General features: G+C 44.9%; 11 protein-coding genes and 1 pseudogene. All 12 read left to right on the plus strand.

Annotated features, from left to right (window positions below; genetic code table 11):
• The first annotated feature begins 5 nt into the window (after positions 1-5).
• The 12 genes and pseudogenes from OEU88_RS10395 (at position 6) to OEU88_RS10450 (ending at position 13,189) form a co-directional block, all read left to right on the plus strand.
• Positions 6-1,253 carry a lipoprotein-releasing ABC transporter permease subunit gene (locus OEU88_RS10395; protein WP_262695101.1) on the plus strand — a complete coding sequence of 416 codons (1,248 nt, stop codon included), beginning with the start codon at positions 6-8 and terminating at the stop codon, positions 1,251-1,253.
• A gap of 8 nt (positions 1,254-1,261) precedes the next feature.
• Positions 1,262-1,945 (plus strand): ABC transporter ATP-binding protein, encoded by a 684-nt coding sequence (locus OEU88_RS10400; RefSeq protein ID WP_262695102.1) that lies wholly within the window; start codon positions 1,262-1,264, stop codon positions 1,943-1,945.
• 65 nt (positions 1,946-2,010) lie between these two features.
• Positions 2,011-2,433 (plus strand): DUF1761 domain-containing protein, encoded by a 423-nt coding sequence (locus OEU88_RS10405; RefSeq protein ID WP_262695103.1) that lies wholly within the window; start codon positions 2,011-2,013, stop codon positions 2,431-2,433.
• Positions 2,434-2,452: 19 nt separating this feature from the next.
• A complete protein-coding gene (dnaE, locus tag OEU88_RS10410; RefSeq protein ID WP_262695104.1) occupies positions 2,453-5,971 on the plus strand; it encodes a DNA polymerase III subunit alpha in 3,519 nt (1,172 codons plus the stop codon).
• Between the two features lie 7 nt (positions 5,972-5,978).
• A complete protein-coding gene (locus OEU88_RS10415) occupies positions 5,979-6,740 on the plus strand; it encodes an NUDIX hydrolase (protein ID WP_262695105.1) in 762 nt (253 codons plus the stop codon).
• Positions 6,741-6,916: 176 nt separating this feature from the next.
• A pseudogene (rpsB, locus tag OEU88_RS10420) lies at positions 6,917-7,699 on the plus strand (30S ribosomal protein S2); the annotation flags it as partial.
• 307 nt (positions 7,700-8,006) lie between these two features.
• Positions 8,007-8,933, plus strand: coding sequence for a translation elongation factor Ts (tsf, locus tag OEU88_RS10425; RefSeq protein WP_262695106.1), 927 nt, complete (start codon positions 8,007-8,009; stop codon positions 8,931-8,933).
• A 172-nt stretch (positions 8,934-9,105) separates the two neighbouring features.
• Positions 9,106-9,822 (plus strand): UMP kinase, encoded by a 717-nt coding sequence (pyrH, locus tag OEU88_RS10430; protein WP_262695107.1) that lies wholly within the window; start codon positions 9,106-9,108, stop codon positions 9,820-9,822.
• A gap of 10 nt (positions 9,823-9,832) precedes the next feature.
• On the plus strand, positions 9,833-10,396 hold the full coding sequence (gene frr, locus OEU88_RS10435; protein WP_262695108.1) for a ribosome recycling factor: 564 nt from the start codon (positions 9,833-9,835) through the stop codon (positions 10,394-10,396).
• A 4-nt stretch (positions 10,397-10,400) separates the two neighbouring features.
• Positions 10,401-11,150: an isoprenyl transferase gene (locus OEU88_RS10440; RefSeq protein WP_262695109.1), complete on the plus strand. Its 750-nt coding sequence runs from the start codon at positions 10,401-10,403 to the stop codon at positions 11,148-11,150.
• 23 nt (positions 11,151-11,173) lie between these two features.
• A complete protein-coding gene (locus OEU88_RS10445; RefSeq protein WP_262695110.1) occupies positions 11,174-12,016 on the plus strand; it encodes a phosphatidate cytidylyltransferase in 843 nt (280 codons plus the stop codon).
• On the plus strand, positions 12,017-13,189 hold the full coding sequence (locus OEU88_RS10450) for a 1-deoxy-D-xylulose-5-phosphate reductoisomerase (RefSeq protein ID WP_262695111.1): 1,173 nt from the start codon (positions 12,017-12,019) through the stop codon (positions 13,187-13,189).
• Positions 13,190-13,243: the final 54 nt, after the last annotated feature.

Raw genomic sequence — 13,243 nt, forward strand, 5'->3', positions numbered from 1 at the left:
ATTCATTGCTTGCTCGCGGTTATGAAGTTGCAGTTGCTAAACGTTACATTCTACGCCCACCTTCGGACGGGTTTATATCGTTGAATGCTATACTTTCAGCCATCGCTATTGCTATCGGCGTATGGGCACTTATCTTTGTAATGTCGATCATGAACGGTTACCGCGTAAACCTGCTTGATAAAATACTCGGCTATCATGGTCATGTTCTTGTGCAAGGATACGGCGGCCAAATCGCTGATTATGAAAACCTGACAAATGAGCTCTCAGCCATACCAGGGGTCGTATCAGCTTTGCCATTTAGCGAGTCACAAGTGATGTTAACTAACCGTGGTCGTGCGCTTGGTGCATTGGTTCGCGGCTTACCTGATGATCACTTTAAGGAAAATAAACTGAATGTTACCAGTGTAGTATCAGGCACTCTTGAATCAACACTTGAAGATAGAGGTGTTGTTCTCGGTGTGGAGCTAGCAAGAAATCTAGGGGTTAACGTTGGCGATGAAGTTACTATTGTCAGCCCAAACGGTGTAGCTACACCGTTTGGTTCAACACTCAGATACCTTGCATATCCAGTCTCGGCAATCGTCGAGATTGGTGTTTATCAGTTTGACGAAAGCTTTGTTGGTATGCCCCTTTCTGAAGCGCAGCGGTTTTTCCGCATGGGCGATACGGTTACCAATATCGAATTTTTTCTTGATGACCCCAACATGGTAGATGAATTGGCTCCCCAAATGCAGGAAATAACAGGCAACCGCGCGTTTGTACGTGGTTGGCGTAGCTTCAATTCTGCCTTATTTGGCATACTGCAGTCAGAACGTGTCATGATGTTTATCGTTCTGTCACTCATAATATTGGTAGCTGTTTTCAACATTGCTTCCAGTTTGTTTATGTTAGTGAAAGACAAACGAGCCGACATCGCCATTTTACGCACCATGGGCGCTACGAGCGCGTCGATAAGACGCATATTTGTAACCGTTGGTCTTGTCATCGGTTTGGCCGGGATTATGTTTGGTGCATTACTTTCCGCTGCATCAATCTACTATGTCGATGAATTGAAGTACGGCGTTGAAACGATACTTGGCATCAATGTGTGGGATCCATCGGTTCGTTTTCTGAGCGAACTGGACGCTATCGTTGACTGGACAGAAACCTCTCTAACGCTAATCCTCGCCATAATCCTCACATTTCTGGCAACTATTGTTCCGGCAGGACGGGCAGCCAAACTCGATCCGGTTGAGGTTCTCAGGTATGAGTAGGCTTTAAAATGGAACACACAATAGCATTAGAACTTAAGGAAATTACCCGCACCTTCACGCAGGGTTACAAAACAATTGATGTTCTCAAAGGTATAGATGTCACCATCAACGCAGGTGAACTTGTTGCACTTGTCGGTGCCTCTGGATCAGGGAAATCCACTTTATTGCAAATTGCAGGCCTTTTAGACCAACCAAGTAATGGCAATGTGTCGATAGACTCTGAGGATACAGCAGGTCTCAATGATGACCGGCGGACTCAAGTGCGGCGAGAAAAGCTTGGTTTCATATATCAGTTTCATCACCTTATGCCTGAATTTACAGCACTTGAGAATGTCGCATTAGCGGCACGAATAGCCAACTTTAACGATAAAGAAGCGACGCAGTCTGCAACTGATATTCTCATACGTCTTGGTTTAAAGGAACGTTTTGATCACGTGCCTGCTCGCCTATCTGGCGGAGAGCAGCAGCGTGTTGCTATTGCACGTGCTCTTGTTACAAAGCCAAAACTTATCCTCGCTGATGAACCAACAGGAAACCTGGACGAAGAAACCGCGACTAAAGTGTTTGAGTTGCTAATTGAAATTGTTCGTGATTTTGGCGTTTCAGCATTCATTGCTACGCATGACAAATCACTGGCCTCAAAAATGGATAGGCAACTTTTCTTGCGAGAAGGTATTTTGCGTTCGGAATGAACCATCACACTTGAGCCATCTCCCGAACCGCGTTAATCTCATGCCTCATCTTGGGAGAGGGAATAATGACAAGTATTTTAGCTGAAATTAATTGGCTAGCAGTTTTTGCTGGCGGAATTATATATATGTTTGTTGGTGGCCTTTGGTACGGCCCGATAGCAGGCAAAGCCTGGCTTGAAGAAATGGGTATGACTGAAGAAGAAGTCAAAGCATCAGGTAGCCCTACAGGTGCCATGATTAAAAGCTTCATCGCTTCGCTATTTCTTACCTTTGGTATGGCATTTCTCTTTAATATGATGGGAATAACAAACGCAGACTGGATACACGGTGCGATTTCTGGCGCATTTATGGCGCTGTTGATTGTTGGTGCTGCTACATTCCCAAATTATGCGTTCGAAAGTAAAACAACACGGCATTTTATCATTCATCTTGGTAGCACAACTGTTGCCATGACCTTAGTTGGGGCCATGCTGGCCGCTTGGCAGTAATTGTTTGGAGTAATTCTTTATGCCCTATGCTGATTTTGTACACCTACGTGTGCATACGGCTTATTCTTTGTCTGAAGGTGCTATTCACGTCAAAGACTTGATTAAGCAATGCATAGGGCATCATATGCCCGCAGTTGCCGTTACAGACACAAATAACATGTTTGGTGCACTGGAATTTTCTACTTACACTGCCGAAGCGGGAATACAGCCAATAATTGGTGTGACCATAACTGTTGGCACACCTTGTGGCACTAAAGAAATTTCAAAAAAAGCATCAAAGGCCAATGACGAAACAAGCAAGCTAGTCCTAATTGCTCAATCTAACGTCGGGTATCAGAACCTGATGAAAATAGTTTCGAAAGCTCACCTAGAGAGCGATCCACAGTCAGGTGTTCATTTTAATATCGAAGATTTTGAGAACTTTACAAGTGACATAATATGTCTTTCAGGTGGCCCAGAAGGCCCGGTTGGACGCTTGCTATTATCCGGAAAATCAGAAGAAGCAGAATCGTGTTTCTTGCGCCTTAAAGCTTTATTCGATGATCGACTTTACTGCGAGATCATGCGCCATGGGACTGATGAAGAAAATGCAACCGAAGATGCATTTCTAGACTTAGCTTACGAACACAATGTCCCGATCGTAGCGACAAATGAACCATACTTCATTAGCCCTGATATGTATGAGCCACATGATGCCCTTCTATGCATGGCAGAAAGCACATATGTTGCGGTAACCGAGCGACGTAAACTTAATGCTGAATATCGTTTTAAAACAGCAGAGGAAATGAACACTCTTTTCTCTGACTTACCAGAGGCGATTGAAAACACTATTAAAATAGCACAACGCTGCCATTTCAAAGTCGACATTATAGACCCGTTATTGCCAAACTTTACCAGCGGCCTTGATGTATCTGAAGCGGACATGCTGCGCGTAGACTCGAAAGATGGCCTGCGACAACGCCTCGATAAAAAAGCTAAAATTGAAAAGCTAAAAGCCGGCAATGATCAAGAGTGGGAAAAAGAATATTGGGATAGGTTAGATTTTGAGCTTGATGTGATTAATCAGATGGGTTTCCCGGGTTATTTTCTTATCGTTGCTGACTTCATACAATGGGCGAAAGATAATGATGTTCCTGTCGGTCCTGGTCGTGGCTCAGGCGCAGGTTCTGTTGTTGCTTGGGCGCTTAAAATTACCGATCTTGACCCATTACAATTTTCGCTGCTGTTTGAACGTTTCTTAAATCCAGAACGTATATCAATGCCAGATTTTGACGTTGATTTCTGTCAGGACAAACGTGAATTGGTAATAAAATATGTGCAAAAAAAATACGGATATGACCGTGTTGCACAAATCATTACATTCGGAAAATTACAAGCTCGCGCAGTTGTGAAAGCATGTGGCAGGGTTCTTCAACAGCCGCACGGCGCTACAGACCGCCTGTCAAAGATGATACCCAATGACCCAACTGCACCAACAACATTGCAGGAAGCAATCGACGGCGAACCAAGACTTAGATCAGAGATTGATTCAGATGAGCTTACACGCCGTGTTATGGAGCGCGCGCTTAAACTAGAAGGTTTTTATGCCCATTCATCAACACACGCGGCTGGTGTAGTAATCGGTGATCGGCCTCTCGATGAATTAGTGCCTCTATACCGTGACCCTAAATCAGACATGCCAGTTACACAGTTTAATATGAAATGGGTAGAGCAGGCGGGTCTGGTTAAGTTTGATTTTCTCGGCTTAAAAACCCTAACGGTTTTGCAACGCGCTGTTGCATATGTCGCGAAACGCGGGATCGATATTGATATTGATAACTTGCCTCTGGACGACAGAACTTCATATGAAATGCTTCAAGCGGGTACTGCAGCAGGCGTATTCCAGCTTGAGAGCTCAGGCATGCGGTCAGTATTGAAAGGACTAAAGCCAGATAAATTTGAAGATATTATCGCGATTGTTGCTCTATACCGCCCAGGACCTATGGCAAATATTCCAACCTACATTGACCGTAAACACGGTCGTGAAGAGGTTGAATATCCGCATGAAATTTTAGCTGAAATTCTTGACGAAACATACGGCGTTATCATTTACCAGGAACAGGTGATGCAAATTGCACAGCTGATGTCAGGCTACAGCCTAGGCGAAGCCGACATTCTTCGCCGTGCAATGGGTAAAAAAATCAAAGAGGAGATGGATAAACAGCGTGGTCGTTTTTGCGATGGTGCGGTTGAACGAGGCATTGATGCTGAAAAAGCCAGCTATATTTTTGACCTCGTAACTAAATTTGCATCATATGGTTTCAATAAATCACATGCTGCTGCTTATGCTTTGGTTGCATACCAAACGGCATATATGAAGGCTAATTATCCTGCTGAATTCATGGCTGCGATCATGACACTGGATATGGGGAACACTGACAAACTGGCTGCTTTCAAACAAGAGCTACAACGAATGGAAGTGCCTTTACTGTTACCGGACATCAATAAATCCGACGTATCGTTTGTTGTTGAAGCAATGCCGGAATCATACTGCGAGGAAGACGATCCACGTCACAACCTTGCTGTCAGATACGCGCTAGGCGCAATCAAAGGTGTTGGTGAAAAAGCAATGGAATCGATCATCCATGAACGTGCTGAAAATGGGCCCTTCAAGGACATGTTTGATTTTTCAGATCGCATTGACCCTAAACTAGTTAATAAACGCCAAATGGAGCGCTTGGCATCAGCCGGCGCATTCGATAGTCTATTGGAAGGTCGTTCACAAGCCTTTGCTGCTGCTGAAATTCTGATGCGTATGGCGCAGCGTATGGCAGAAGAACGTGCTAGCAATCAAGTAAGCTTGTTCGCCGACGCTTCAATGGAAACAATTGATCGTCCAGCATTGCCAATCGTAAAAAGTTGGACTCCGACGGAACAGCTTGAGCAAGAAAAGAAAGCACTTGGCTTTTACCTTTCTGCTCACCCACTAGATGCCTATACGACCATTCTGGAGCGAGAGCGCATCGTTTCAGCGAAAGATGTGATGACTGACTCCGTTCTAATTGGGCAAACCGTTAACATGGCAGGCGCCATTGCTGGATACCGGGAAGGGACAAGTAAACGCGGCAACAAGTTTGGCAGGTTGACATTGTCTGACCGTACAGATGCTTATGAGCTCATGTACTTTGGGGATGATATAGAAACTATGCGCCGCCTTGTTGATGAAGGCGCTCCTGTTGTTGTAGCGGTCTCTATCAGGCGCCGCGATGACGATGATAGCGTCGGTTTATCTTGTCGAAGCATCGACTCCCTAGAGCAAGTGGCAGCCAGATCATCAAAAGGGTTGTTCATCGATGTAGAAGACCCGGCATGCTTTGATTCTATTAAAGCCGTATTAGACCGAAAGTCCGGCGGTAAGGGCAGGGTAACTGTTAAATTTCCTGTCGCAGAGGATAGCCGTGTTGCGGAATTTAGATTACCCGGAGGTTATAAAGTGTCACCAGAGCTGCGGCAGGCAATAGCTGCTGAAATTGGCATATTATCGGTTGAAGAAGTATAAATTTCTTATGAGTGATAACAAAGCTATACCGCCAGCATATCCAGCTGCCTCTATATTGTTAATACGTGATGGGCGCACCGGCATGGAAGTTTTAATGATGGAGCGCGCCAAGACCATGCGTTTTGCTCCTGGTGCATTTGTGTTTCCAGGCGGAAAGGTTGACCAGCAAGACACACAGTTATGGCGCTGGAAGCGTTATTTGAAAAATGAGCGCACAGTGCCCAAGGACTTTGCTTTTCGTATCGCAGCCTTACGCGAACTTCACGAAGAAGTAGATATTGTCTTAAGTAACAATCCGATGAAAGCGACACTCTCTAAATCAAAGCCGTTCGAAGCTGCATTGATTGAGCAAAATGCACAGTTATCACTTAATGCAATGGTACCTTTCGCGCACTGGGTAACTCCGGAAACAATGCCTCGCCGCTTTGATACTCATTTTTACCTGGCTGAAGATATAGGTCATTATGAAAAACATGACGGAAATGAAGCTATTTCTGCGAGGTGGGTAAAACCCAGAGAAATATTAGCTGACTGGGCAGCCGACCAAATACCTCTTATGTTTCCAACGCGCCTAAACCTTATGAAATTAGCCCGTTCCAGCACAGTAAAAGCAGCTCTTTTAGCCAGTAAGCAAGCCCCTGTTGTTCGCATATTGCCAGAGTTTTCGAAGAAAGGCCGTAAGATTGATCTCACTATTTTGCAAAACTCTGGCTATGACGTTTCGGAGGCTACCGAACGCGAATTATCGGTTGAAACGGTAAAATCATAAAGTTAGCTAAGAAAACGCTTGATATTCAGTATTTACAGGCCTATATGGACCCCGACTTCACACGCAGGGGTCGGCAGTCTACTGTGTTGGTAGAACGCCATCCGGTGTTGGTATGAGTATTTAAACGCATATTAACGCAACCCTGTGGAGGATTAACCGGAAAAGGATTTAGAATTATGGCAATGCCTGTCGTAGATATGCGTGCGCTTTTAGAAGCTGGCGTACACTTTGGTCACCAAACCCACCGTTGGAACCCTAAAATGGCGTCGTATATATACGGCGACCGTAACGGTATTCACATCATTGACTTGTCACAAACCGTTCCCTTTATGACCCGCGCTCTGCAAACAGTAAGAGACGTAGTCGCTGGTGGTGGTCGTGTACTTTTTGTTGGTACTAAACGCCAAGCATCCCCAATCATTGCTGAAGCAGCAAAACGTTGCGGTCAGTACTATGTCAATCACCGTTGGCTCGGTGGGATGATGACAAACTGGCAGACAATTTCTCAATCTATCAAGCGTTTGAAACAGCTTGATGAGCAACTTGGTAAAGAGCACACAGGCCTTACTAAAAAAGAAACGCTGCAAATGACACGTTTGCGCGACAAGCTAGAGCTGTCACTTGGTGGTATCCAAGACATGGGTGGACTGCCTGATCTTGTGTTTGTTGTTGATACAAACCGTGACGACATTGCAATTGCTGAAGCAAATCGCCTCAAAATACCTGTAATTGGTGTTATCGATACCAACTCTAAGCCAGACGGTGTAGATTTCCCAATCCCTGGTAATGACGACGCAACGCGCGCCATTCGCCTATATTGTGACTTGGTCGCGGGCGCTGTTCTTGACGGCATTCAAGCTGACTTAGCTGCAAAAGGCGTTGACCTTGGTGCTGCAGCGGCTGCACCAGCAGAAGTTGTTGCTGAACCAGTAGCAGAAGAAGCAACAACAGAAGTAGCTGTTGAAGAAGTTCCTGCTAAAGCAGAAGAAGCTGCACCAGCTGAAGAAGCAAAAGAAGAAAAGAAACCTGCCGCGAAGAAGGCTCCAGCAAAAAAAGCTGCTGTAAAAAAGCCTGCAGCTAAAAAAGCTGAGCCAGCGAAAAAAGCACCAGCAAAAAAAGCTGCTGCCAAGAAACCAGCGGCGAAAAAGGCTCCAGCGAAAAAAGCTGACGCTGAATAATAAACCAATGCTGTTAAGCCTGCGCATATCATGCTCAGGCTTAATGCATTTTTCACTCACTCTATGAGAGACCGCAAGGAGACCTTCGATGGCACAAATTACTGCCGCTCTCGTTAAAGAACTGCGCGAAATTTCTGGCGCAGGCATGATGGACTGTAAAAAAGCACTCGGCGAAAACAACGGTGATCTTGACGCTGCTGTTGATTGGCTGCGTACAAAAGGTTTGGCCGCTGCTGCGAAAAAATCTGGCCGTGTAGCTGCTGAAGGTTTGGTTGCAGTTAAAGCAACTGGAACAAAAGCTGTCGCTGTAGAAATTAACTCAGAGACAGATTTTGTTGCACGTAACGAGCAATTCCAAGAATTTGTTTCTAGCGTTGCATCTGTTTCAATGGAAACAGGCAATGATATGGACGCATTGGCTGCTGCAACATACCCAGGGGCATCAAAAACTGTTGCTGAAACATTAACAGACACAATTGCTAAAATTGGTGAGAACATGACATTGCGTCGTGCAGCAACCGTTGAAGTTGATACTGGCCTTGTTGCTACATATATCCACAGTTCTGTTGCTGATGGAATGGGCAAGATTGCCGTTCTTGTTGGCTTGAAATCAGAAGCTAGTGAAGATGTACTTGCACCACTTGGCAAACAACTAGCTATGCATATCGCCGCGGCAAACCCAGCATCACTGAATGAAGCTGACCTTGACCCGGAACTTGTTGAGCGTGAGAAACAGGTTCAAATTGAAAAGGCACGCGAGTCTGGTAAGCCAGAAGAAATCATTGAAAAAATGATTATTGGTCGCATGCGTAAATACTTTGAAGAAGTTGTACTGTTGAACCAGATTTTCGTAATTGATGGTGAAACGCCAGTAAACAAGGTTATCGCTGCTGCTGCCAAAGAGGCAGGTACCGCAATTGAACTTACTCAATTTGTTCGCCTTGAAATGGGTGAAGGTCTTGAGAAAAAAGAAGATGATTTTGCCGCTGAAGTAGCTGCTGCTGCAGGCGTTTAAGTCAATCTGCTCTATTTAAAGGCTCGAGCTTCCCGCTCGGGCCTTTTTTGTATCCATTTTAATAAAATTGACTTTTCTGCACATTCAAATGTGGTCAATAGTGCTCTAAGCGGATAAGCTGCACAACACTGTGGGGGCAGCACTATTCAGTGTAGGAACAAAAGGGTTAAAAATGTCTCAGACACCACTCTACAAACGCATCCTTTTAAAATTATCTGGCGAAGCTTTAATGGGCAATGGCTCATATGGCATTGACCCTGAAACGGCTGCACGCGTATCGCGTGAAGTTAAGCAGGCGAGAGATATTGGAACCGAAGTATGTATCGTTGTTGGGGGAGGAAATATATTCAGGGGCATTAAAGGTGCAGCAGAAGGTTTAGATCGTTCTACTGCTGATCATATGGGTATGCTGGCAACAGTGATGAACGCCTTGGCATTGCAAAACGCTTTAGAAAAAGTAGGGGTGGACACACGCGTTCTCTCAGCAATCCCGATGGCAAGTGTCAGCGAACCATATATTCGGCGCCGCGCCATACGCCATTTGGAAAAGGGGCGTGTTGTTATTTTTGCCGCGGGCACGGGAAATCCATTCTTCACAACAGATACAGCAGCAGCACTGCGCGCCGCTGAAATGAACTGTGACGCCTTACTTAAGGGAACACAAGTTGACGGCGTATACAATGCTGATCCGAAACTTGACCTAAGTGCAACAAGATATGAAAAATTAAGTTATATGGATGTGTTAAGCCAAGACCTTAAGGTAATGGATGCATCAGCTATTTCTTTGAGTAGAGAGAATAACATTCCTATCGTTGTGTTTTCTATTCACACTGAGAACGAGCTGGTTAATGTCCTTAACGGCGCTGGTACATGCACAACTGTAGGCTAGGAGAGACGATATGAGCAACGATGAGATTGACCTTGATGATATTGAACGCCGGATGAAAGGTGCTGTAGAAGCACTTCGGCATGAGTTTGCTGGCTTGCGGACAGGCAGGGCAACCACGAGCCTTTTGGACCCAGTTGTCGTTGACGTTTACGGTGCAAGCATGCCGCTTAATCAAGTTGGCACTGTAACGGTGCCTGAACCTCGCATGCTCTCGGTACAAGTTTGGGATAAGGCAAATGGACAGGCTGTGGAAAAAGCCATACGCAATGCCGGGCTGGGCCTTAATCCGATGCTCGATGGACAACTTGTTCGTATTCCTATTCCGGAGTTGAACGAAGAACGCCGGGCTGAACTCGCTAAAGTTGCCGCAAAATATGCAGAGCAGGGACGCATTGCTATCCGGAATGTTCGCCGCGATGGTATGGATACTCTAAAGCGGCAAGAAAAAGACAAATCTATTAGCGAAGATGATCACAAAATGTATGCTGATGAAGTACAGGAACTGACAAATCAGTACGTCGCAAGCATCGATGAAACATTGCAGGCAAAAGAAGCAGAAATAATGCAGGTTTAAGCAAATGGTTTTGCAAGCTGTCGCAGACATACCTGCTGAAACAGGCCAGGCGCCCACACCACCTAAGCATGTTGCCATCATTATGGATGGCAATGGCCGCTGGGCTGCTCGCTCTGGAGTGTCTCGCAGCAGAGGCCATCGTAAGGGCGCTGACGCCGTAAAAGAGGCGATAGAGGGCGCTATTATCAATAACGTACAGTATTTAACTCTGTATGCGTTTTCATCGGAAAACTGGAACCGACCAGAAGACGAAGTAACTGACCTGATGGGCTTGTTGAAAATGTATCTTAAAAAAGAGATACGTACACTCAACAAAGAAGGTGTTTGCCTAAAAGTTATTGGTTGCCGCGATACACTTTCCCCAGACATTCTGAAACTGATTGATAAAGCCGAGGCGCTTACGAAAAGCAATACTCGAATTACACTCGTGATAGCTCTTAGTTACGGTTCACGCGATGAAATTACTCTTGCAGTAAAAGAGATTGCATCCAAGGTCGGTCTAGGAACGCTAAAACCTAATGATATTTCAGAGAAAACAATCGAGGAACATCTGTTCACAAGTAAAATACCTGATCCGGACCTGCTAATTAGAACGAGTGGTGAGCAACGCCTTTCAAACTTTTTGTTATGGCAGTCAGCTTATACTGAATTTTTGTTCTTACCTGTTTTGTGGCCTGATTTTACACAGCAAACGTTTACTGATGCAGTTTTAGAGTTTCAATCTCGAGACCGCCGCTATGGTGCAAGGCCATAATTGTTGGGCAAGGACTCACATAAATGCCACTAGGTTTATCAGATAACCTTTTTAAGCGAATTATTTCGGCATTAGCGCTTCTGCCTGTCGTGCTGGGCGCGATATATCTTGGTGATTGGTGGTTCTATACGCTTCTCGTTATAGGTGGCTACATGATGACCACTGAATGGCACATGATGTTAAAAAATAATCAAAAGCCATACATCATAGGATCGTTTCTATGCGTATCCACACTTCCTTTGCCAATTCTTGTTTTTCAAACAGAAGAAACACAGTTTGCATTGTGGACAATTGGAATCATCCTGCTGTTTGCACTAATTTTACTCTTATACAGACCGGCCAAACTCAGCCAAATCGATAGTTCAGCCAGTGTAGCAACAAGCTTATCAGGTGTTGCTTATATTGGATTAGCAATTTTGTCTTTAATGTGGTTACGGCATTTAGATAATGATGGCTTGTTGGTTATTTGGTTGTTTTTTGCTGTATGGGCAATGGATGTTGGCGGGTATTTTGCGGGTAAGTCAATTGGCGGACCAAAACTAGCTCCGTCGATAAGCCCCAAGAAAACATGGGCAGGGTTAATTGGTGGCATGTTGTTAGCCGCATTGGTGTCACTGGTTATCAGTTATCTATTTGGGTGGGGCACACCGCTGAATTTTGCAATCGCTGGTGCAGTTGTCGCATTAGTCGCACAACTTGGTGACCTATACGAAAGTGCTATCAAGCGACATATGGATATTAAAGATAGTGGATCAATTATTCCCGGCCATGGCGGTATTCTTGATCGTGTGGACGGTATTATTTTTGCCGCACCTTTTACCGCGCTCGTTATTGCTGTCGCTATTCTAAACGGTGCAGGGCAATAAATGAGCACCGTTAAGCCAAGACGTATTACTGTATTAGGAGCCACCGGCTCTATTGGCATGAGTACTCTCGATTTAGTGCGCCGTAATCCAGACAAGTTTATCATTTCTGCCTTAACCGCTAACAGCAATGCACAAGCTCTAGCAAAGCTTGCGATTGAATTTAACGCAGAACTCGCAGTTGTTGCTGACCCAAAGCAATATAGGCTTCTAAAGGAGCTACTGGCCGGTACTGCTATTCAAATAGCAGTTGGAGAAGAGGGGTTGATACAAGCTGCAACGCTCAATGCAGATTTTGTAATGTCAGCCATTGTAGGAGCTGCCGGCTTAAGGCCGACTTTATCTGCTATAAGATGCGGCACAACTATTGGCCTCGCTAACAAAGAAAGCCTTGTCTGCGCTGGCGATATTATGATGCAAGAAGCGATAACGCATAAGACAAAAATCATGCCTGTCGATTCTGAACATAATGCAATTTTTCAGGTTTTTGATAACGCCGAAAACAATAGCGTCGAGAAAATCATATTGACCGCTTCAGGCGGTCCGTTTTTGGGCCGAGACCAGAAAAGCCTAAAAAATGTCACCCCCAGCGAAGCCATTAAGCATCCAAACTGGGAAATGGGTCAAAAAATATCGATCGATTCTGCCACAATGATGAATAAAGGCCTTGAAGTTATCGAAGCCTTTCATCTCTTTCCTGTCTCGACTAAACAAATTGAAGTATTGGTACATCCACAGTCCGTTATACATTCCATGGTTCAGTATGTAGATGGAAGTGTTCTCGCTCAACTTGGCAGCCCGGATATGCGTACGCCAATTGCATACAGTCTTGCATGGCCTGAACGCATGCATGCTCCGGTTGATCGCTTATCTCTTGCTGAAATAGGGCAACTTTCATTTTTTACGCCTGATTTGGAAGCTTTCCCTTGCTTGCGTCTCGCGACAGAAGCTCTGCATGCAGGAGGTAGTGCTTCCATTGTTTTAAATGCTGCCAATGAAATTGCTGTTGAAGCATTTTTAAACAAGAAAATTTCTTTTACGGATATTTCATCTGTTGTTCAGGAAGTATTAGGCAAAAACGACATGAAAGCGCCACATTCACTTTCGATGGTGTTCGAAATAGATGAGAATGCGCGACGAAATGCAGAAAATACAATTTTAAACTCATTTTTATAAAACATTCGCGGTATAAACACGGATGCAAACGACATAGCGATATGGAAGACTAAA

Source organism: Kordiimonas aquimaris, assembly GCF_025574485.1.
In the GTDB taxonomy this organism is placed as follows: Bacteria; Pseudomonadota; Alphaproteobacteria; order Sphingomonadales; family Kordiimonadaceae; genus Kordiimonas; species Kordiimonas aquimaris.